General features: G+C 42.1%; 23 protein-coding genes. 12 read left to right on the top strand and 11 right to left on the bottom strand.

The features are described 5' to 3' along the window. The first annotated feature begins 21 nt into the window (after positions 1 to 21). The 4 genes from ACT3S4_RS03345 (at position 22) to ACT3S4_RS03330 (ending at position 4,146) form a co-directional block, all read left to right on the top strand. Entirely contained in the window at positions 22 to 1,170 is a 1,149-nt protein-coding gene (locus ACT3S4_RS03345; RefSeq protein ID WP_444760446.1) for an imelysin family protein, read from the top strand. A gap of 3 nt (positions 1,171 to 1,173) precedes the next feature. After that, on the top strand, positions 1,174 to 2,715 hold the full coding sequence (locus ACT3S4_RS03340) for a DUF1513 domain-containing protein (RefSeq protein ID WP_201560513.1): 1,542 nt from the start codon (positions 1,174 to 1,176) through the stop codon (positions 2,713 to 2,715). Positions 2,716 to 2,717: 2 nt separating this feature from the next. Beyond that, positions 2,718 to 3,386 carry a M48 family metallopeptidase gene (locus ACT3S4_RS03335; RefSeq protein ID WP_201560511.1) on the top strand — a complete coding sequence of 223 codons (669 nt, stop codon included), beginning with the start codon at positions 2,718 to 2,720 and terminating at the stop codon, positions 3,384 to 3,386. Positions 3,387 to 3,540: 154 nt separating this feature from the next. Then, entirely contained in the window at positions 3,541 to 4,146 is a 606-nt protein-coding gene (locus ACT3S4_RS03330; protein ID WP_201560509.1) for a methyltransferase domain-containing protein, read from the top strand. Here the strand turns inward: ACT3S4_RS03330 and ACT3S4_RS03325 are convergent. Together ACT3S4_RS03325 and ACT3S4_RS03320 are read right to left on the bottom strand one after the other, a co-directional pair. Then, complete coding sequence (locus tag ACT3S4_RS03325; RefSeq protein ID WP_201560507.1) at positions 4,124 to 4,807, bottom strand: HD domain-containing protein; 684 nt, start codon at positions 4,805 to 4,807, stop codon at positions 4,124 to 4,126. The two genes, ACT3S4_RS03330 and ACT3S4_RS03325, sit on opposite strands and share 23 nt — an antisense overlap. Before the next feature lie 45 nt (positions 4,808 to 4,852). Beyond that, positions 4,853 to 5,761: a hydrogen peroxide-inducible genes activator gene (locus ACT3S4_RS03320; protein WP_201582013.1), complete on the bottom strand. Its 909-nt coding sequence runs from the start codon at positions 5,759 to 5,761 to the stop codon at positions 4,853 to 4,855. A 348-nt stretch (positions 5,762 to 6,109) separates the two neighbouring features. Here ACT3S4_RS03320 and ahpC point away from each other — a divergent pair, with 348 nt between their 5' ends. Further along, the gene (gene ahpC, locus ACT3S4_RS03315; RefSeq protein ID WP_045453533.1) at positions 6,110 to 6,676 is read left to right on the top strand and encodes an alkyl hydroperoxide reductase subunit C; all 567 of its coding nucleotides are present in this window, start codon (positions 6,110 to 6,112) and stop codon (positions 6,674 to 6,676) included. Between the two features lie 173 nt (positions 6,677 to 6,849). Here the strand turns inward: ahpC and ACT3S4_RS03310 are convergent, their stop codons facing one another. Next, a complete protein-coding gene (locus tag ACT3S4_RS03310; protein ID WP_045444089.1) occupies positions 6,850 to 7,098 on the bottom strand; it encodes a YdcH family protein in 249 nt (82 codons plus the stop codon). 502 nt (positions 7,099 to 7,600) lie between these two features. Here ACT3S4_RS03310 and ahpF point away from each other — a divergent pair. The 4 genes from ahpF (at position 7,601) to ACT3S4_RS03290 (ending at position 11,952) form a co-directional block, all read left to right on the top strand. Beyond that, entirely contained in the window at positions 7,601 to 9,178 is a 1,578-nt protein-coding gene (gene ahpF, locus ACT3S4_RS03305; RefSeq protein WP_250163133.1) for an alkyl hydroperoxide reductase subunit F, read from the top strand. A 130-nt stretch (positions 9,179 to 9,308) separates the two neighbouring features. After that, a complete protein-coding gene (locus ACT3S4_RS03300; RefSeq protein WP_444760445.1) occupies positions 9,309 to 10,154 on the top strand; it encodes a hypothetical protein in 846 nt (281 codons plus the stop codon). Between the two features lie 88 nt (positions 10,155 to 10,242). Continuing rightward, a complete protein-coding gene (locus ACT3S4_RS03295) occupies positions 10,243 to 11,088 on the top strand; it encodes a hypothetical protein (protein WP_444760444.1) in 846 nt (281 codons plus the stop codon). A 42-nt stretch (positions 11,089 to 11,130) separates the two neighbouring features. Then, positions 11,131 to 11,952, top strand: a complete 822-nt coding sequence (locus ACT3S4_RS03290) for a hypothetical protein (protein WP_444760443.1) — start codon at positions 11,131 to 11,133, stop codon at positions 11,950 to 11,952. Between the two features lie 16 nt (positions 11,953 to 11,968). Here ACT3S4_RS03290 and ACT3S4_RS03285 read toward each other — a convergent pair whose 3' ends face one another. From ACT3S4_RS03285 to ACT3S4_RS03265, 5 genes are all read right to left on the bottom strand, one after another. Next, the gene (locus ACT3S4_RS03285) at positions 11,969 to 12,721 is read right to left on the bottom strand and encodes a glutathione S-transferase family protein (RefSeq protein ID WP_250163130.1); all 753 of its coding nucleotides are present in this window, start codon (positions 12,719 to 12,721) and stop codon (positions 11,969 to 11,971) included. Positions 12,722 to 12,873: 152 nt separating this feature from the next. Next, positions 12,874 to 13,206, bottom strand: a complete 333-nt coding sequence (locus ACT3S4_RS03280; RefSeq protein ID WP_021813753.1) for a TIGR01244 family sulfur transferase — start codon at positions 13,204 to 13,206, stop codon at positions 12,874 to 12,876. A 128-nt stretch (positions 13,207 to 13,334) separates the two neighbouring features. Then, positions 13,335 to 13,661, bottom strand: a complete 327-nt coding sequence (locus tag ACT3S4_RS03275; protein WP_060491797.1) for a beta-lactamase hydrolase domain-containing protein — start codon at positions 13,659 to 13,661, stop codon at positions 13,335 to 13,337. Positions 13,662 to 13,878: 217 nt separating this feature from the next. Further along, a complete protein-coding gene (locus ACT3S4_RS03270) occupies positions 13,879 to 15,588 on the bottom strand; it encodes a SulP family inorganic anion transporter (protein WP_444760442.1) in 1,710 nt (569 codons plus the stop codon). Between the two features lie 237 nt (positions 15,589 to 15,825). Next, entirely contained in the window at positions 15,826 to 16,194 is a 369-nt protein-coding gene (locus tag ACT3S4_RS03265; RefSeq protein WP_319020723.1) for an ArsR/SmtB family transcription factor, read from the bottom strand. A 279-nt stretch (positions 16,195 to 16,473) separates the two neighbouring features. Here ACT3S4_RS03265 and ACT3S4_RS03260 point away from each other — a divergent pair, with 279 nt between their 5' ends. From ACT3S4_RS03260 to trxC, 3 genes are all read left to right on the top strand, one after another. Further along, positions 16,474 to 17,346 (top strand): MBL fold metallo-hydrolase, encoded by an 873-nt coding sequence (locus ACT3S4_RS03260; RefSeq protein WP_444760441.1) that lies wholly within the window; start codon positions 16,474 to 16,476, stop codon positions 17,344 to 17,346. A gap of 166 nt (positions 17,347 to 17,512) precedes the next feature. Further along, positions 17,513 to 17,695, top strand: a complete 183-nt coding sequence (locus tag ACT3S4_RS03255) for a YgaP family membrane protein (RefSeq protein ID WP_193013351.1) — start codon at positions 17,513 to 17,515, stop codon at positions 17,693 to 17,695. Between the two features lie 90 nt (positions 17,696 to 17,785). Further along, positions 17,786 to 18,223, top strand: a complete 438-nt coding sequence (gene trxC / locus ACT3S4_RS03250) for a thioredoxin TrxC (protein WP_443518119.1) — start codon at positions 17,786 to 17,788, stop codon at positions 18,221 to 18,223. 149 nt (positions 18,224 to 18,372) lie between these two features. On the opposite strand, the gene ACT3S4_RS03245 is transcribed toward trxC, so the two are convergent. The 3 genes from ACT3S4_RS03245 to ACT3S4_RS03235 form a co-directional block, all read right to left on the bottom strand. After that, on the bottom strand, positions 18,373 to 18,774 hold the full coding sequence (locus tag ACT3S4_RS03245) for a hypothetical protein (protein WP_045444098.1): 402 nt from the start codon (positions 18,772 to 18,774) through the stop codon (positions 18,373 to 18,375). Between the two features lie 147 nt (positions 18,775 to 18,921). Continuing rightward, positions 18,922 to 19,281 carry a SirB2 family protein gene (locus ACT3S4_RS03240; protein ID WP_444760440.1) on the bottom strand — a complete coding sequence of 120 codons (360 nt, stop codon included), beginning with the start codon at positions 19,279 to 19,281 and terminating at the stop codon, positions 18,922 to 18,924. Between the two features lie 92 nt (positions 19,282 to 19,373). Then, positions 19,374 to 19,697: a BolA family protein gene (locus ACT3S4_RS03235; RefSeq protein ID WP_198332132.1), complete on the bottom strand. Its 324-nt coding sequence runs from the start codon at positions 19,695 to 19,697 to the stop codon at positions 19,374 to 19,376. Positions 19,698 to 19,728: the final 31 nt, after the last annotated feature.

Genomic DNA, 19,728 nt, shown 5'->3' with positions numbered 1-19,728 from the left:
GATAATAATATTGAGAAATTTATGAAAATAAACCATGCTTTAGCGATGGCCTTATCGGCCTTAAGCGCAGGCTTGCTGATCAGCTGTGTTAAACCGGCTGATGACAATAAAGCGCCAGAAGTAGATAGCCAAAAAGTTGCGCAAGACAGTGCGGCATCTACCAGCGCTGCAGAAAAAGATAGTAGTGGAGATAAAATTACCGCTGTCGATATTAGTGCCGAGACCGAAAAGACCTATTTGACCCATGTGGCAAATGACATTGTCATTCCAGCCTATGCGGATGCCGCAAAACAGAGTGATTTATTGCATGATTTGGCACAAAAGCATTGTCAGCAAGCACCAGTCAGCGGTGATGAGCTGCAAGCACTGCGCGATCAATGGCTAGTGCTTGCACAAGCATGGGCAGGCGCTGAGATGATTAACTTTGGTCCAGCGACCGCCAGCATGAGTAATTTATATATTAATTACTATCCTGATGAGCGCGGTCTGGTACACAGTGGCGTTGCCGATCTAATCGCTGCCAATCCTAAGCTCACCGCCGAGCAATTGGCTAACGAGAGTGCCATCGTGCAAGGGGTGCCAGGATTAGAAGAAGCGTTATATGCCAATGACAGTCTGGATGCTGCTCAATGTGCTTATGTGATGAGTGCAAGCAGTGCTTTGAGCACACGCCTAAAAGATATTGAGAAAAACTGGCAGCGAAATGCCACTAATCTATTAGCCATTGATAAAACGGCTGACAGCGATCAAGGGTTGAATCAATGGTTTAATTCTTTACTCTCGTTGGTTGAGACCATGAAGTCTAATGCCATCGATCAACCGTTAGGCTTAACAGGAAAGGCAAAAGGTCATTTGCCAGCCGCTACCGCAGAGCAAAGCCGTGCCATTATCAATGCTAAATTGGCGGCATTGAATGAAGCACTGACAGATCCCGTTTTGACAGCTATCTTAGGTAGCAATAATGAAAATGAAGTCGCGGATAACTTATCGACCGCGCTTGCTGATGCCACTACATTATTAGCGCAAATGCCAGAAGACTTAGGGACCGCCGATAAAGCCACTCAACAAGAGCTGTTTGATCACCTCACGACTATTACACGTATTATTAAGCGCCAATTGATTCCGACGCTGGGTATCCGTGTGGGCTTTAACAGTACTGATGGCGATTAAAAAATGCACTCTATCGATACTAAGACAGCAAAAAAATCACAGCCGCAGCCAGAAGATAAGAAGTCTAATAATGAGCTGTTGGCAACATCAGCATTGACGATGCTTTCTACTATAATGGGTACCGTAGCGCTTGTCGGTATTCATCATCGTTATCGCAAGCAGCGTCAGGCTGATGCCCGCTTGCAGGATTATGTCGTAGGCATACGTTCGCAGTTGCAGTCGTTAACCTCTACACCAACACCCCAGCTAGCACGGTTTAGTTACGCTTGTCAGCAAGCCGCTACTGCATGGCAACACGCTTATCATTTATCGCTAGATGATAAGAATAATACCAACCATCATAGTGTCGCTGACTTTAGCGCGGCACATACCACCACCGTATTGACGCGACCCATTTGTTGGGTTAGCGGCGTGGCGTCTATGCCAAAAAATAGCGCCTTAGCAAATGATGATCAGCGTGCTGACAATGATTTTGGTGTGGTCGGTATTGATGCTGATCGACAAATCGTTTGGCAAACGACCATGCCTGAACGTGTCCATGATATTGTCGTTCAGCCTGTGCTTAGTGATCAAGATAGTACGATGAAGAATCATAGCAGTCGTGACGTCGTGGTGATGGGGCGCCGTCCGAGCGAAAAATTCTGGGTGCTTGATACTGCGACAGGACAAGTAAAATTCGCCATTAACGCTGCAAACAACCGTCATTTTTACGGACACGCTTGTTATAGCCTAGACGGTGAATTGCTGTATGTGACCGAGAATGACACCATAAGTTTGGATGGTAAAATCGGTATCTACGATGCTTACGATAATTATAAAAAAATAGCAGAGTATGACTCGCATGGTATCGGTCCGCATGAGCTGATTATGCATCCTGATAGCGAGACATTAGTCATCGCTAACGGCGGTATCAAAACCGAGCAAGCGTCGCGTGAAGAGCTCAATTTAGACAGCATGCGTCCTTCATTGGTTTACGTTAATCGTCATACTGGCGCTTTACTTGAGCAGATTATGCCTGAGCACAATCAAATGAGCGTGCGTCACCTAGCCATGCATGACGATGGGACGGTGATGATAGGCATTCAATTCCAAGGCGAAAAGCATATTAATGTACCGTTATTATTGACCCATAAGCGCGGTGATACTGATTTTAAAGCGCTTATTATGCCCAATGATCAATGGCAGCGCTTTCATCAGTATATCGCCAGTGTAGCGGTCGATAGTGCGCGTAACCTACTCTGCGTGACAACACCAATTGGCGGTTGTGCAGCGATTTACGATTTAAATACTCGTACATTGATTGATGATGTTAGCCTGCCAGATTGTGCAGGTGCAGCAGTATTGTCTAATAATAATACTGAAAAAGCAGAAGATAATAATGAGCAATCAGGTTTTATCGTTAGTGATGGTCAAGGTCAGTTAGCGGCTTTAACTGTTAATAGCTTGGCAGCTGCTGAACTTGCTACTATAGATCAAGGTGAGCGTATTTTTATCAACAGTAAATATCATATGATGTCGTTTGATAATCACTTGCAAGCGCTCTGAGCATGAATGTACCGCCAGCAAATCATTCGTTTTTATTAGACAGCGCTAAACATTGTTTGGCGCAAGCAGGTATTGAGCTACATATCAGCAAAAAGCGGGTTAAAAATATCAATTTCCGCTTAAAGCCACATCAGTTACTAGTATCTGTACCACTATTTATTAGCCCAGCCCAAGCTGCGCAGGCTGTGATGAAGCGCGTGTCATGGGCGATAGCAAACCACCCACAAGTATTAGAGCAGTATAAACGACAACAACTTCCTTTAGCGCAAGCTTTAACTGCTGATAGTACTTTGCTATTGTGGGGTAAAGAGCAACCGTTCACTTTAAACCATGATGAAAAACTTGCCTATTATCGGCAACATCTTTCTGAAGCGATACCTGCATTATTTGCAAAGTGGCAACCGATTGTCGGTGCGACAGCCAATGAGATACGCCTAAAAAAAATGCATACGCGCTGGGGCAGTTGTAACACGCGTGCGCGCCGAATTTGGTTGTCTGTGTATCTGCCTGCTTATCCTATTGCGTGCACCGAATACGTCATCGTCCATGAGCTGTGTCATTTGCACCATGCCAATCATAGCCGTGCCTTTTGGCAAATGGTGGCAACTGCAATGCCTGATTATCAGCATTGGCACGATATGCTGGCAGGAAAGACGGGAAAATTAGATTAAACGATTCATTTAAATAATATCCATAATCGTAAGGCATGTCCTCATTTTCATAACCATCTTTAAAATGAGACACGCTCTAATAAGCCTGATATGATAAGACATAACGATATAAATCGTGTCGTTTAAATAATAAGTTTGTCTACAGGGATGTCATATGGAAAACGTCAATCAAGCGGAATTTTGGCAGCAGCGTTATGAGCAAGACAGTATCGGTTGGGATATGGGACAGGTATCGCCACCGCTCAAAGCCTATATTGACCAACTGCCCGAATCTGCCAAAGAGCAAGCGATTCTGGTGCCGGGTGCGGGCAATGCTTACGAGGTAGGTTATCTACATGAGCAAGGGTTTACCAATGTCACCTTGGTAGATTTTGCCTCCGCGCCGATTGCAGCATTTGCTGAGCGTTATCCTAACTTTCCAGTTGAGCATTTAATCTGTGCCGACTTTTTTGAGTTATCGCCTGAGCAGTATCAGTTTGATTGGGTGCTTGAGCAGACGTTTTTTTGTGCGATAAATCCATCACGCCGTGATGAGTATGTGCAGCAGATGGCAGCGTTACTGAAACCGAATGGTAAGCTGATTGGTTTGCTCTTTGATAAAGACTTTGGACGAGAAGAGCCACCGTTCGGCGGTACAATAGCTGAATATCAGCGGCGTTTTGAGCAGCGTTTTGATATTGAAATCATGGAGCCAAGCTATAATTCACATCCTGCACGGCAGGGCAGTGAGCTGTTTATTAAGATGCGTGTAAAAGCGTAATTTCGTGCTCAATATTTTTTCTAGCCTGCTTCTCTAAACGTTCATAGTAATAATCTGTCAGATAAAGCGTTGGATGTGCCAGTAATTCTTTTAACACTGCCATGCGTCCGACGCGATAATCGTCATCTGAGACATGCGCATACTCTTGGCGTACAGCGTGAGAATAGTGTTCATACACCGACCAAGATGACCCTAAAATACTTAAGTCCATATCTAGTAAATAAGCGGCATCGCTGTATTCTTCTCTCTCTTTAACTTTGTTTGACCATTTGTCAATTTGATGACTAGCCGTCATCATAATCAGCGTATAGATATGTTGGCATTGCTCCGCACTTAAATAACCAGTTAATGACTCTACTGCATATTCTGCACTTTTAAGCTCGTTATCTGAACGCGTCGGTTCATATATCACATCATGATACAACAGTGCTAACGCAATGATATGCGGCTCATGCAAGTTATTCTTAACCTGATCGAACTGTCCAAACAACTGCTGGATATGCTGCAAGCTATGATAAGCACGCTGTGGCTCGTTATAACGCATGGCGATATCTTGCCAAAGTATGCTTGCGTTTTCTGGCGTAATATAGCTACTTATAGCGGATAAATGGCGCGTGAAAATCTCTTCAAGCGCCGTATCTATTTTTGACAAACCGTCCATCGTTAACCTTCGCTTGATGACTGTTGGCAATTTACAATCAACGGATTATTCTTTATTAGCAGCATCTTCAAAGGCTTGCTTAAACACTTTACCCAATAAATTGACATCATCAACGCGGGCGTAGTTCAAACGGGTGACAAAGGCAATATGACGATGCGGTCCTTTCTCAGCGAGTGGTATCGCGACGGCATTTTGGTTCTGCAGATGCAGCTGGTCGAGCGCCATTTCTGGCACCAATGTCGTCCCCATATTGGCAAGTGCCATCTGTATAAGGGTGTTTAGACTGGCATCTGAAAAGCTTGATTTCATCTGTGCACGATCAAAATGACAGACAGACAGGGTTTGATCGGTCAAGCAATGCCCTTCGCCGAGCAGCATAAGATTGGCGGTAGCCAGCTCATCAGCGTTGATGGTTTCAAGCTTGGCATGCACATCATCTTTTGGGAATACGGCAAAGAAATCCTCGCTCCAAAACTCAAAGCTGTGCAAACCATCGACTGCATAAGGCAGCGCAATAATAGCCGTATCAATATGACCGTAACGCACTTGCTCTAGTAAACGCTCCGTTTGTTGCTCAACGATGGTCATACGAAATTCTGGATAATTGGCTCGCAGGGCAGGTAAGACTTTTGGCAGCAGATAAGGCGCAATCGTTGGAATGATACCGACAGTCATCGGATACGCCAGTGGCGATTGATGGCTATGGGCGCGTGTGGTCAAATCATTGACTTCAGAAAAAACTCGTTGCGCCCGCGTTAAAATGTCTTCACCAATAGGGGTAATCAATACTTGCTTATTGTTACGCTCAAAAATCTGCGTATCCAGTTGCTTTTCTAACTCGGCAATCCCCAAACTCAGTGCCGATTGTGAGATATTACAGTCTTCTGCTGCACGTTTGAAGTGACGGTGCTTGGCCACTGCTAAAGCAAACTCAAGTTGACGTAAAGTAATCATAAAACCTCTCTATTAATGGGTTTTTAACGTGATATATTAGGCTGATTCATTTGGTGTACCAATTCGATATCCAAACTCGATGTCATCTTAACGTAACCTAACGGCTGTATAGTGACTGACGCATGCTTTATAGTGGCTTACGCATAATGCACTGATGATAAAAATTAGAGAGAATAGTTTAACAAGTTTAATAAAACAAAACATCACATTAAAAACTTTTAACTGGATTAACGATAGAATTCGCGTATAGTTTGTCAGGTAGCCCAAAGCAGTAAAGGCTTAATAGAAACAATCATACCAAGAAATTTCAATTAACTTAACTATCAATCAACTATAAAGGAGCCAATCATGGCGTCTATTATCAATCAAGAAATCCCAGAATTTTCAGCTGATGCGTACGTTAATGGTGAATTCAAAACCATCACTTCAGAAGATGTAAAAGGCAACTGGGCAATCTTTTTATTCTACCCAGCTGACTTTACCTTCGTTTGCCCAACTGAACTTGAAGACATGGCGGCTCATTACGACGAGCTTAAAGGTTTGGGCGTAGAAGTATACTCAGTATCTACTGATACTCATTTCACGCATAAAGCATGGCATGATTCTTCAGAAGCTATCGGTAAAGTACAATACCCAATGATCGGCGATCCTACTGGCCGTATCACTCGTGGCTTTAACGTCATGATCGAAGAAGCAGGTTTGGCTGAACGCGGTACATTCCTAGTTGATCCAGACGGCTTGATTCAAGTTGCTGAGATTCATGCTGGTGGTATTGGCCGTAGTGCAAAAGACATGCTACGTAAAGTGAAAGCAGCTCAATATGTTCGTGAAAACGATGGCGAAGTTTGCCCTGCCGCTTGGGAAGCTGGTCAAGAAACATTAAAACCAAGTCTTGATCTTGTTGGTAAAATCTAACTCTTGATTTAACGAACTGGCTCAATACTTTAGATATTTGTAGTGCTGTATATCCTACTTTGAGTTAAATCAGCATTATAAATAAAGACCCCATCAGCATAAGTTGATGGGGTCTTTTTATGTTATTTATCAATAAGTGTTTTTATTCATGCATCGTGATAATAAGTGAAGCGCTAAGCATGAGATTGTAGTTTATTTTTATCAATTATCTTATAAATCTCATCTTTTAAATGCAGTTTTCGTCGTTTCATCAGTTCAATTTCTTCATCGCGACTGGTGTGTGTCACCAAGTTTTTATCCAACTGATTAATCTGCTGATCTAGCTGGGTATGCTCATCAAAGATCGTCGCAAAATGACTGTCTTTTAGCTTAAGCTCAGCAATAATGTCTTTGTTATCTTGCCATGTATCAGTCTTTCTCATGTTGTCATCCTTGTTATGAAGCGCAAGTTTGCAGTAAGCATCCGCGCATGGTCGTAAGATTGTTTTGATGAATTGCTATGATTCTGAGACTTGATTTTATTAAGCCAAAACACTATTTAGCTCAATATGGATAAGACCTAATAGTAGCAGAAAGCTTCTTTGATAAACTTGCATAAAAGACAATCTGCAACGAGGGAAATAAGAGTTTTTCCTATTAGCCTCATTTGATTGTAGCGAAAAAACAGCACTGTTACCATGAGAATAATCCACATATAGATTAATATTTAATTATTAATTATAATTAATGATTGGTTTTATAAAACATAAGGTTTGAGTTTCTCAGCTTGCCGAAACCCTCAGAACCTATGATAATAGAGACATCAAAGGGCATAAACTTATGGCCTATAATATTTTAGATAAAATTATTAATACCAAATAGTCTATATTTGAACGAGCAACATGACAGTTGCCGTTACATATCCAGTAATGATGAGGAACAAACATGATAGATAAAAGTTTATTAGATGCCATCAAAAGTTACAGTGAAAAAATGACTCGTCCAATTACCTTCGTATTGGGTAGTGGCGAACATAGTAAGCGTGCTGAGTTAATTGATTTTTTGACTAAAATCGCTGGCACCACAGATAAAATCAATTTTGATGCAACAGCAGCTGATGATAGCTTACCAAGTCCAATTAGCTTTAAAGTGGTCAGTCATGTCGATGGTGAATTGACTGATACGGGTATTGTTTTTAGTGGCATCCCCGGTGGTCATGAGTTTACCTCGCTGATTTTGGCTATTTTGCAAGCGGGTGGTCATACGCTAAAATTGGATGAAAGTATTCAAAAGCTGATTAAGCGTTTTAATAAGCCACTACAGTTTCAAACTTACGTGTCGCTATCTTGCCACAGTTGCCCAGAAGTGGTACAAGCGCTCAACCAGTTTGCACTATTGAACGATGGCATTAGCAACGAGATGATTGATGGTGCTCTATTCCAAGAGCAGGTTGATGCCAATAACATCCAAGGTGTACCAGCAGTATTCTTAAATGGTAAACCGTTTGCCAATGGTCTCATCGACACGGCCAAATTGATTGGAAAGTTGCAAGAGCAGTTTCCTGACTTGTTAGCAGAAGCTGATGACGATGCTGAGCAGTTAGAGCAGCAAGATGTGACGATTATTGGTGCAGGTCCAGCTGGTGTTGCCGCTGCGATTTATACCGCTCGTAAAGGCTTAAAAGTGACGATGGTTGCTGATCGTATCGGCGGACAGGTGAAAGACACGCAGGATATCGAAAACTTGATTTCTGTGCCTTTAACCACGGGTACTGAGCTATCAGCGAACTTTGAAAAGCATTTGTGCGAATACGATATTACTTTAAAAGAGCACGTCAGCGTCAAAGAAATCAGTGAGACAGAAGATGAAAACTATCGCATTCATCTAAACACGGGTGAGACGTTTGAGACACGCAGTATTATCTTAGCGACGGGTGCTCAGTGGCGTAAGCTTGGTGTTCCAGGTGAAGAAGAAAACATCGGTAAAGGCGTGGCTTTCTGTGCTCACTGTGACGGCCCATTCTTTAAGGGTAAAGACATTGCTGTCGTCGGTGGTGGTAACTCTGGTATCGAAGCGGCATTAGATCTTGCTGGTATCGTGAAGCATGTAACCGTGCTTGAGTTCGCGGATGATTTAAAAGCGGATCAGGTATTGATTAACAAAGCCAAAGAGAAAGCCAATATCGAATTTATCACTGGCGCAGCGACGCAAGAAATTAAAGCGACTGATGGCAAAGTGACTTCGATCGTTTATCAAGATCGCAGCACAGGTGATACTCATGAGCGTGACTTGGCAGGGGTGTTTGTACAGATTGGTCTAGTACCGAACTCTGCGTTTGTTAAAGGCTTTGTCGATTTGAACCGTTTTGGCGAGATTGAGATTGATGAGCGCTGCCGTACTGATCGCAAAGGTATCTTTGCTTGTGGTGACGTCACGACTGTGCCATTTAAGCAGATTAATATTGCGATGGGTGAGGGTAGTAAAGCTGCACTGTCAGCGTTCGAGTACTTGGTTATGCAGTAAGTTATTTCACGCTAAATTTAGTCTAACAAGCCACCTCTTTTGAGGTGGTTTTTTTATGGGTGCTGATATACTACTTGTAAAAATTTATAAATTAACTTATGTTCGTTAATATTTTATGAGAACCTTAATAGTGAAAAATAAATATGCAGTTCGCAAAAATAATCATTGGGTTAAATGTCTGGTTTTTATATCGTTTATATTTAGTGTAACCAATGCTTATTCAGGTCAAACGGTCAATGAGATTCTGAATGAATACTATCCTATCTATAATGAGACAAAGCAGTGTCGAGGTATTATAGCTAATAACGGTTCATCAGATGGCGAAGGCACACTTTATCAAAACGGTTACTGTATTAAAGTTGATAGACAATTAAAGGTACAAGCCAAGCAGGGTACAAGATTGTATGTATCGGTAACTGGCGACATCGGTTTTAATGAAGATGGTAGCGAAGCGTATGGAGCACACGTCTTTTCTGGTCTAGTAGGCATGTTTGTTCTAAAGCCACAAGGTTCAGGCTGGGAAGTAGAATCTGCCAATCCAGCGATGAATGCAGGCAGCTCTGGTAAAGCTCTAAAAGACTGGAAGCTGATACAAGTTGCCCCTGATAAGTGGGGATTTATTAATATTCATAGTGACTCGCATTGGGTTCATTCAGGCTCGGCTTTTGTGTTACTTACGCCAGACAAGAGTAATATTAGAAGAAGCTGGGTAGAAGCCAAGTATGAACATTCTAATGGAGGATCTGGGTCAGCAGGAGGCTGTAGCAACCCTGATGCCAGTACTTGTACACTTTTAAAGGCTAAGCTAGGCGTTGATAAGAAGACGATAATTAATGGTTTTTATCCATTAGAGATTACGCTAAACGGTTTTGAAGATGATAAGGTATATAAAAATCAAGTCTATCTTATTAAGTATCAGCCCCGATTAGGGTATCAAGTACCTAATGATTATCCAATGAAAGATGTCAGTTTTTAAGTGTCGACTTTATTGTTTATATCGTAATGTACATCACGCTGTAGCTGTCGCAAAAAATAACTGTTAAGCGTTTAGGGAAAGATAAAGCATGGCAAAATCTAAAGTAGCAAAAATAACTTTAAGCGCTGTTGGCGCGATTATGCTTATGAGTTTATCAAATGTTGCCTCAGCAAAAAGCGTCAATGAGATTATTAAAGAGTATTATCCTATCTATAATAAGGCTCAACAGTGCCAAGGTATTATGGCTAATAACGGTTCTAGAATTGATGAGGACGTTTACCTAAAAAGTGGCTACTGTATTAAGATTGATAGACAACTAGAGGTAAAAACCAAGCAAGGCAAACGTTTATATGTGGTCGTCATTGGAGAAGTGTCATTTAATAAAGAAGGCGAAAATGATTCTGGATCTCATGCCGATACTGGACTGGTCGGTATGTTTGTTCTAAAGCCACAAGATTCAGGCTGGGAGGTGGAATACGCTAATCCAGTGATGAATGCAGGTGCTTCTGGTGGAGGACTAAAAGACTGGAAGCTGATACAGGTCGCCCCTGATATTTGGGGATTTATTAATATTCATAGCGATTCGCACGGTAGTATGTCGTTTTCTGAATACTTGTTACTAGCACCAGACCATAAATCAGGTAAGATAATAAAAAGCCATATAGGGGGAAAGTCTACATTTTCTAACACACCAACAGCACCATCTGGCTGTAGTAAAGATAGAAAGGTAGAATATTGCACATTATTGAAAGCCAAACTTAATATCGATAAAACGACGCTAATAAATGGGTTTTACCCGCTAGAGATTATGGTCAATGGTCATGAGTATAACTATAACGGTTCAGAAAAAAAGACCTATAACAATCAGGTCTATAAAATAAAATACGAGCCAAAAAAAGGGTATCAAGCGCCTAAGGAGTATCCACTACAATGATGTCGTTTATAGTTATTTAATTATTCAATTGAGGTATGTCTGATGTACGCCAAATTACATGAATCAATACTCATTTTAAAATTATTTCTTAGTTTTGGACTATTAGGCTTTGCCACCAATGCCTCTGCTGCTGCTAGCGTCATGGATATCCTAAAGCCGTATTATCCACTTTATAATAAAGCATTAAAGTGCCATGGTGCCATCGCTCCCTCAGGTTCCGTGAATGGCTTAACTAATGAGCCATATATGACGGGCTATTGCATCGATATTGATCGGCAAAAAGTCATAGAGACTGATAAGGGTAAACGTTTATATATATTGATTACAGGTGATGTTAGCTTTGATGAGAATGGTGAAGAAGTTTTACGTGGTCATGCTGCTAGTGGTTTAGTCGGTATGTTCGTTTTAAAGCCTAAAGGTAAAGGCTGGCAAGTGGAGTCGGCTAATCCTACTATGAATGCAGGCAGTTATGGTCTTGGTTTAGAAGGTTGGGATTTAAAACAGTTTGCGACAAATACGTGGGGCTTTATGAATGAGCATGGTGACACCCATCAAGGTTATTACAGTGATAGTCTTGTCATATTGACACCTAGTGGCAGCGGTATTACACAGAGTTGGATAGGTATTAATTTTAATAACGAAAATGCTGGGAAATGCGAAGACGATATGTCAGAGTGCGATAATACCAAAACTACCTTTACTATCGATAGTCATAAAACCGTTAATGGGTTTTATCCTTTAGAAATAACACTCAATGGATTTGTGAAAGGCAAGAAATATCATAACGCTACTTATCGTATTAATTATCAAAAAAACAAAGGCTATATAGAGCCTAATGAATATCCTTTAAAAGATAATTATTAAGCTCGTTTTCAATGATTCACTTTTGGTCAGCCAACACCCCAACCACCGAAAGTATCTCACCTGCTTCATCTTCTTTAATTACGCGAGTTTCTTCAAGTGCTGCCTCTCGCCAAGCCTGTAGATGAGGATTGTTTAACATCGTCTCACAATACTGTTGGGTCGTTGATTTCAACACTATATCAGAGGCATCGGCATACGTTTGCAAACGTAGAATAACTGGTGCGAAAAAAGCATCAGCGGCAGTGAAATGACCAAATAGATAACTGTCTGTTGAGCGATTTTTTAAACAATCCGCAAAAATCTCTTCTATCCGAGAGATATCATTTAAGCATGCATTACTTGGTTGTATCTTCGCCGTCGCTCGAATATTCATTGGCATCTCACTACGAATGCCTGTTAAGCCTGAGTGCATCTCAGCGATGATGCTTTGGCAATAAGCGCTATTTATTCTGGTGCTAGTATCACTCTTAACATCAGTATCAGACTTACTCAATCCTGTCCAAAGATCTAATTCTGTCAGATAGTCATTGGCATGAATGGCAATCGCTAAAGTATCCCATACCGTGACTTTTTCATCACCTTGACCATAAACCAGAACTGGCACTTTGCCTGTTGGCGCATGCTCATTGAGAATGGCTGTCGCGGATGGATGAAACAGCTCAATCAGTTGCTCGTCGAAGTCAATATTAAAAGCTTTGAGTAGTAGCCAAGCTCGCAATGACCATGACGAATAGTTTTTATTGCCGATGATGAGTAGCGGTTTTTGCATAAAAAGTCCTATTGAGCTGTATAAGTAGTATTTTATTATGTGCTCAATATTAAAAATTAACCAGTCTATAGTTTAGTAATTCCAATAAAAAACGCCCATTCAAAATTTGGACGGGCGTTTTTTCAGCAGTAGCGATTATATTTAAATCACTATCAATCGTCTAATAAATCCATACGCTTGGCTGCTTCGTAGATACCTGTTGAGCGGTTGCCAGTACGGCAAAAGATCAGCATTGGCTGTTCAGCTTGATTAAAGAAATCAGCAAATTCTTCGACATGGTTTTGATTAAGCTCACTACCAGCGAAAGACACTTCTTTATAAGCAAGACCTGCTTTTTTAGCAGCAGCTTCAATCTCAGCGCTGGTCGGTTGGTTCGGCTCTTCACCGTCTGGACGGTTGTTAATAATGGTTTTAAAACCATTTTCAGCAATCATAGGTACTTGATCAGGGGTGATTTGTCCGGTAATACTAATTTGATGGCTCATAAGAGCTCCTTTTTATTTTTCATATTAAATAAAGTGTGTGGCGTAAAATACAGAATCTTAGACTAATCTTAATAGGCAACTTTCTAAAGAGACCGTATGTAAGCGTTATCGATTTTTTATAGTAACGGTTATAACAAACCTTGCATCAATGCGCTTTGATACAACAATTTAGCACGTGCACCTGTCCCGCAAAACATCAATATTGGTTTAGGCATCGAGCGATAAAACGCCGCAAACTGCTCGACAGTCGCCATGCTCAAGCGCTCATCATCAAACGGTAAATGATGATAAGTAAGGTTGGCTTTTGCCGTGGCACTGGTAAAGTCGCCGCTATTGGGCTGCGTTTCTGTCTCGGCATCAGGACGAATATTGAGCACGGAGCGGTAGCCAAGCTCAGCAATCTTGGTGCATTGGCTTGGATAAATTTGCTTATAAATAGTTAAATTATCGGTCATAAGTAGCTTCGGTCGCGTATATTAAAAGACGTTTGGAGGTATCGTATTGTAGCTAAGCGCCATTTTATAAAGGCTGTACTTTAGGTATCTCTTCTAAAGGCTGTATTTTTTAAGGGCTTATACCAATTTAGCATAACACAGCTTTTATCATATCTATATTTTGTCACAGCATAATAATAATTATGCTTGATTGAGCAACATATGTCTCACAGACCGATTAGATATCTTTTAGCGCATTTACCGCATCCATCGTGCTTAAATAAACTTGACCTGAGAGGGTGGTAATGACCGGAGTATGCTCGATGATGTCCATTACTGGCCCTTTAATAAAGCTAAAGTTTAAATGTTTATTTTGGTTCAACAGCTCTTGATTAAGACTGATAAGCATCTCTTGTCCGGTCAAGTCAATGTGATTGACCGCTGACATAATAAGAATAATCTCATGCGCTTCTGGATATTGCTGAGTGGCTTGTATGACCCTGCGATGGACAGATTCACTATTGCCAAAAAATAAGCTCTCATCGATACGCAGCATCAATAAATTGCTAAAGGTCACCACATCGTGACGGTTTATATTGCGAAAATGCCCTGTGCCAGCTAGCTGACCAACAACGGCGACGTGCGGTTTACTCGATTGCCAAATGAGGCTAGCAAACGACACCATCAAACCAATCACCAAGCCAGTATTTAATCCAAATATCAATACGCCGATGAATGCCGCCAAAAAGCTGGCCGCATCTAGGCGGTCGCGTTGCCATGCCGATTTCAAGGTTGCTATATCAATGAGACCGATGATCGATGCCATGATGGTTGCACCCAATAAAGCGTAGGGCAGTGGTGCGAGTACATTGCCAAAAGCGATTAAAGCAGCAATCATGACCAGCACAGTTACTAAACTTGCAACTGGTGTTTTGGCCCCTGAGTCGGCATTGATAGCGGTGCGCGAAAAGCCGCCAGCGACGGTAAAGCTTTGAAAGAAACCGCCCGCCATATTAGCAAGCCCCAGTCCAGTCAGCTCACTATTGGCGTTAAAAGTCTCACCGCGCAGGCGTGCATAGTTGCTGGCGACGGAGCTGCTAGAGACAAAGATAATCAATGCCATCAAACCTGCGCTAGGCAATAAATTAAGCGCTTCACCGAAGTCTGGTACATAGGGCAGGGTAAAGGTTGGTAAGCCTTGTGGAATACTACCAATCGTGGCCACGCCGTTCGTGGTCCAGTGTAAGCTGATGCTCAAAACAATCGCAATACCGAGCAAAATAAGCGGAAATAGTCGCTCAGCCCATTTGGCATAAGACACTGATAACCAGGATTTCCATAGCCATTTGCTACCGTAGCGATTGGCCACCAACAGTGCAAAGGCAATGACGCCAATAACTAAGGTTAGTGGATGTAGCTGGCGTGCATACATTTGCATGCTTGATAGATAACCGATTAAGTTATTTCCCGCAATAGGAATCGCAGTCAGATATTTAAGCTGACTGACAAAAATCAATACGGCTGCACCACTGATAAAGCCTGCTGAAACGCCGCGACTGATAAACTGCATAATCCAGCCAAGCTTGAGCCGCCCTGCTAGCCATAACATCGTACCAACCATCAATGACAGCAAACTTGCCATCAATATATACTGCTGAGAGCCCTCTGTAGCATAAGGATGCAGGCTGCTGGCTGTCATAATCGCAGTAATAGCGACAGGCCCTACTGCTTGCACATTACTCGAGCCTATCCATGCATAGACCAACACGGGAACGATGGCCGCGTAGAGTCCATAGACGGGTGGCAATCCTGCCAATACCGCATAACCTAAGCTTTGTGGAATGACGAGCACCCCAACCACCAACCCAGCAACAACGTCAGTTGGCAAGGCAGACAGCTGGTATTGACGCAACCAAGCAGGAATCAGACGAGCGGCGATAGAAGGCATAGCAATATGTCATCACAATATATAGTCAATGCTATATAAATCAGATACGGTGTCAGGCTCGCTTAGTCTACTATTTGTAGTACTTTCGCTTGCCTTCCTTGTATCTAAACTATAGTGAACCGACTATAGTAGAAAAAATTTAATAGAAGAAAATTTAATTACAGCTAAGCGCTAAATTCACAAGGTAATGCTGAAAAATTAGGTTGACAAGTGATGCTCAAAACTCAAGCCAATAAGCTAGCTGTCAGTTTTGGCACAAAAGCGTTCATACAATAAATGTAACACCGCCAAGGCATCGTCACTGGCAATACTATAATAGATTTGCTTGCCTTCGCGGCGGGTCGTCACCAGCGCATCTTTGCGTAGGATACCGAGCTGCTGTGACAGGCTTGGCTGACCAACACCGACTAAGCTTTCAAGCTCGCTGACGCAATACTCTCCTTGAGTCAACTGACATAAGAGTAATAAGCGATCCGGATGTGAAAGCGACTTTAATAGTTGGCTGGCTTGCATGGACGCTTGCTGCATTTGCTCAGCAAGGTCTTTAGGTGCAAAGTCTGCTACGCTAGATGACGCATCATCAATGCTGGTAGTCGAGGTGCTCAATGCTGAAGTAGAAGTAGTCAGAGCAAGCTCCTTATATAAGACATAATAAAAAATTTAAGATTTATAGCTAAGAGATAGTTAATTATCAATGATATTGCTAGTGATAGCAAGTTATCATTATTTACATTATATAAATTGATAAAATGTTAAATCGTTGCTATATTGGTATGCATCGTTGATAAATATATGGCTGTAAATACGATAAGCATAAGCCAGCACATATTATACTGAACAATTTATCAAAAAATAAAATATTCATCTAAAAGCAAAGAGGTAGCCATGCAAGTTCATTCATTCTTACATAGCGACACAGAAACTTATACTCACGTACTCGCGGACGTCCAACAACAAGTCTGTGCCATCATCGATCCCGTATTGGATTTTGATGCTAAGTCAGGGCGCACTAGTACTACTAGCGTCGATGAGGTGATTGGGTTCGTCCGCGAGCATGGGTGGGAGCTGGTTTACATCATAGAGACTCATGCGCATGCCGACCATATATCCGCCGCGATACACGTCAAAGACAAACTCGGTGGGCAGTTGGTAATCGGTCAACATATCACCGAAGTGCAAAAAATATTTAAGCAAATATTCAACTTTGATACCAGCTTTCGCACCGATGCCAGCCAGTTCGATATTCTAACGGATGATGGCGACACTTTGGCGCTTGGGAATATTACTCTTACGGTCATGTATGTGCCAGGTCATACGCCAGCCGATATGGCCTATATTGCCACTGATGATGAAAAGACCGTGGTCTTTGTTGGTGATACTTTATTTGCTCCTGATGTCGGCACGGCTCGCTGTGACTTTCCAGGTGGGGATGCCAAGACGCTGTATCACTCAATCAAGAAGCTCCTTGCGCTGCCTGAAGATACGATGATGTATCTGTGTCATGATTATCCAAGCAAGGGTCGCAAACACTGCCCAACCACGACTGTCGCTGCACAAAAACTGGGCAACATCCATGTGAAAGATGGCATCAATGAAGCAGAGTTTGTGCAAATGCGTGAGCGCCGCGATGCCACTCTTGACATGCCGCGTCTAATTATTCCATCGGTACAAGTAAACATCGATGCAGGTCATTTCCCAGAGCCAGAAGACAATGGTACCCGTTATCTCAAAGTACCGATTAATGTACTTGGACAATAAGACAGATATCAGGATAAGCAGACATCAGAATAAGCAAATATTATAAACATGCCTAACGTTACGTAAGCACAATACGAGTACAAGCCATCATAATGCTAGTCTGTACTGTAAATACATGGCTATATTACTCCTTTACCACTAAGCCTTCACTCTTAAGGATTGAACCATGGAAATTAATATCGGCAGTACTGAGCGTTTATTACGTATTAGCGCGGGTGTTGTGATTATCGGTTTGGGTTTGTATTTTCAAAGCTGGTGGGGCGTGATTGGCTTAGTTCCTTTACTCACAGGACTTTTCCGCTTTTGTCCTCTGTATAAAATGCTTGGGATGAATACCTGCAAGCGTTAAACAGTCGCTAGATTTTTTGTCATAAATACATCATCAAGCATGGACATTTTGATTGACCAATACCCATGCTACTTGTATAGGAGTCTTATAATGAGCGAGCAAAACTCTCATCTGGTCTGCCCACATTGTCAGGCAACCAATCGCATACCAGCAGCCAAACTTAGTGCTGCGCCAAATTGTGGCAAATGTGGTCAGCCATTATTAACTGGAACGCCGCATGAACTAAATGCCCAAACGGTTGGTAAAGTCATTCAAAAAAATGAAGTATTGACCATCGTTGATTTTTGGGCAAGTTGGTGTCAGCCGTGTCTAATGATGGCACCGCAGTTTAAAGCCGCAGCGGCGCAACTGCCACAAGTAGTCTTTGCCAAAATACAAACCGATAAATATGAGCAAGCGGCGGCACCTTATAATATTCGCAGTTTGCCAACCATGGTGGCTTTTAAAAATGGTAGAGAGGTGGCGCGACAATCTGGTGCGTTACCTAGCGATCAAATTGTTCAGTGGGTGCAAAGCTTAAATTCTTGAGTTTTAACTCGTTATAATTAGACAAAAAAGCCAGTATGCTTATCACATACTGGCTTTTTTCATCACAAATACTATCTAAAGTGATCAGAGAATTAAGCGGTTAAACGTCATTCATCAAACATGACTTGTTAAACATAACCTATCGAGCCTTACTCGCCATAAATCTTAACGCCATTGGCAAAGCTACAACGCTGGATGCGGGCGGATTGGATGATGGCATCACGCTCGCCATAGAGCCGTGATAATTTTGCATCGCGCGCCTTGGTATTGTTGCTTTTGCCCACGCCAAAGCTAATATTAGGGGAGATGCCCCAACGCCCTGCAGAAACCCCAACCCCGACACCTGAGGCGGATAAAGTTGATTGCTCGTTGCGCGCCGCGTCGACATAGCGATTGACGCGGGTATATTCTTGACTAAGGGCTTGGCAATCGTAACTTTGATACGTGCTTGGCGGCACATATTGTGGCGTGACATTACCCGTCGAGGCACAGCCTGAGAGACCAAAAATGCCAGCTGTCGCCAGTAGTGTCGCTGCAGTAAGAGTTTTCATAGTGGCTCCATTAGGCTAGGTTAAGGCGATTGTATTTATGTAAGATAGCAAAAATAATGGGATTAAGATATTGAAAATATAGCAATTATTAAATATTTTCAATGCTAGTAATATAAGTATTTGTGCAATCAAAATGTTATATGTTTATTAAAATAAGTTGCCGGGTTTAGCAAAGGCAAGTACCACAATGCCCACATATGCCGCTCCAGCAATAAGAATACCGGTCTTTCCTTGGCTAGATGTGGCGTTATTATTAAACGCTTTGATACTGGCACTGATAGCTGCAACGAGTAAGATTACTTTTGCAAATACCCATTGTATCGGTGCATTGGCACTCATTAATTGCATTAGCATGACTGCCCCTGACACAATAATAAGGGCATAGATGATATGGGTCGCTATTTTAACTGCGCGAGGTGCTAGTTTATTGGTGCTCAAAACCAGATAGCTCTGGTATAAAAACAGCACAATGAGCAATACAGCCATGAGCATGTGTAAATGTTTCATTGGATATCGTTTCCCTTAAAGTAGCATTTTGACTGCTTATTGATTGCATGTAATTATGGTATGGAAAAGGCTGTTTACGCAACAGCCAGCTACTAGCCCTTATTTTGTCCAGCACATAATGGGCTCTCAGGGCTTTGACCTTGCCATTCTATGGGGGTATAAGCATGAATTGCTAAGGCATGGATTTGACCGCCTTGTGAGGTCAATAACGAGTTTGCCAGTCCATATACAAGCTGGTGGCGTGCGACCAATCGTTTGCCTTCAAAAGCATCACTGACAATCGTAAGCTTAAAGTGACTTTCTTTACCGTCAAAATAACCGGCATGATCCATCGATTCATTCGTCAATTCTAGATGTTGCGGCTGCAACGATTGTAATTCGGCATTGAGTGCATCAGCAGTCGGTGTTTTACTCATAACAGTCCTTCCATATATTTTGCTTAATAGT

The sequence above is a fragment of the Psychrobacter sp. AOP30-A2-5 genome, from assembly GCF_052378115.1.
Classification (GTDB): domain Bacteria; phylum Pseudomonadota; class Gammaproteobacteria; order Pseudomonadales; family Moraxellaceae; genus Psychrobacter.
The sequence above is the reverse complement of the archived record's forward strand: the minus strand, read 5'-3'. Positions and strand labels throughout refer to the sequence as shown.

What these genes read in the sequence shown, in the direction of transcription:
- ACT3S4_RS03245 (WP_045444098.1), bottom strand. Translation starts at nt 18,774, where the DNA reads ATGAAAACTCTTACTGCAGCGACACTACTGGCGACAGCTGGCATTTTT.
- ACT3S4_RS03290 (WP_444760443.1), top strand. Translation starts at nt 11,131, where the DNA reads ATGTACGCCAAATTACATGAATCAATACTCATTTTAAAATTATTTCTT.
- ACT3S4_RS03285 (WP_250163130.1), bottom strand. Translation starts at nt 12,721, where the DNA reads ATGCAAAAACCGCTACTCATCATCGGCAATAAAAACTATTCGTCATGG.
- ACT3S4_RS03310 (WP_045444089.1), bottom strand. Translation starts at nt 7,098, where the DNA reads ATGAGAAAGACTGATACATGGCAAGATAACAAAGACATTATTGCTGAG.
- ahpC (WP_045453533.1), top strand. Translation starts at nt 6,110, where the DNA reads ATGGCGTCTATTATCAATCAAGAAATCCCAGAATTTTCAGCTGATGCG.
- ACT3S4_RS03280 (WP_021813753.1), bottom strand. Translation starts at nt 13,206, where the DNA reads ATGAGCCATCAAATTAGTATTACCGGACAAATCACCCCTGATCAAGTA.
- ACT3S4_RS03330 (WP_201560509.1), top strand. Translation starts at nt 3,541, where the DNA reads ATGGAAAACGTCAATCAAGCGGAATTTTGGCAGCAGCGTTATGAGCAA.
- ahpF (WP_250163133.1), top strand. Translation starts at nt 7,601, where the DNA reads ATGATAGATAAAAGTTTATTAGATGCCATCAAAAGTTACAGTGAAAAA.
- ACT3S4_RS03240 (WP_444760440.1), bottom strand. Translation starts at nt 19,281, where the DNA reads ATGAAACATTTACACATGCTCATGGCTGTATTGCTCATTGTGCTGTTT.
- ACT3S4_RS03345 (WP_444760446.1), top strand. Translation starts at nt 22, where the DNA reads ATGAAAATAAACCATGCTTTAGCGATGGCCTTATCGGCCTTAAGCGCA.
- ACT3S4_RS03325 (WP_201560507.1), bottom strand. Translation starts at nt 4,807, where the DNA reads ATGGACGGTTTGTCAAAAATAGATACGGCGCTTGAAGAGATTTTCACG.
- ACT3S4_RS03255 (WP_193013351.1), top strand. Translation starts at nt 17,513, where the DNA reads ATGGAAATTAATATCGGCAGTACTGAGCGTTTATTACGTATTAGCGCG.
- ACT3S4_RS03320 (WP_201582013.1), bottom strand. Translation starts at nt 5,761, where the DNA reads ATGATTACTTTACGTCAACTTGAGTTTGCTTTAGCAGTGGCCAAGCAC.
- ACT3S4_RS03235 (WP_198332132.1), bottom strand. Translation starts at nt 19,697, where the DNA reads ATGAGTAAAACACCGACTGCTGATGCACTCAATGCCGAATTACAATCG.
- ACT3S4_RS03340 (WP_201560513.1), top strand. Translation starts at nt 1,174, where the DNA reads ATGCACTCTATCGATACTAAGACAGCAAAAAAATCACAGCCGCAGCCA.
- ACT3S4_RS03335 (WP_201560511.1), top strand. Translation starts at nt 2,718, where the DNA reads ATGAATGTACCGCCAGCAAATCATTCGTTTTTATTAGACAGCGCTAAA.
- ACT3S4_RS03295 (WP_444760444.1), top strand. Translation starts at nt 10,243, where the DNA reads ATGGCAAAATCTAAAGTAGCAAAAATAACTTTAAGCGCTGTTGGCGCG.
- ACT3S4_RS03275 (WP_060491797.1), bottom strand. Translation starts at nt 13,661, where the DNA reads ATGACCGATAATTTAACTATTTATAAGCAAATTTATCCAAGCCAATGC.
- ACT3S4_RS03260 (WP_444760441.1), top strand. Translation starts at nt 16,474, where the DNA reads ATGCAAGTTCATTCATTCTTACATAGCGACACAGAAACTTATACTCAC.
- trxC (WP_443518119.1), top strand. Translation starts at nt 17,786, where the DNA reads ATGAGCGAGCAAAACTCTCATCTGGTCTGCCCACATTGTCAGGCAACC.
- ACT3S4_RS03270 (WP_444760442.1), bottom strand. Translation starts at nt 15,588, where the DNA reads ATGCCTTCTATCGCCGCTCGTCTGATTCCTGCTTGGTTGCGTCAATAC.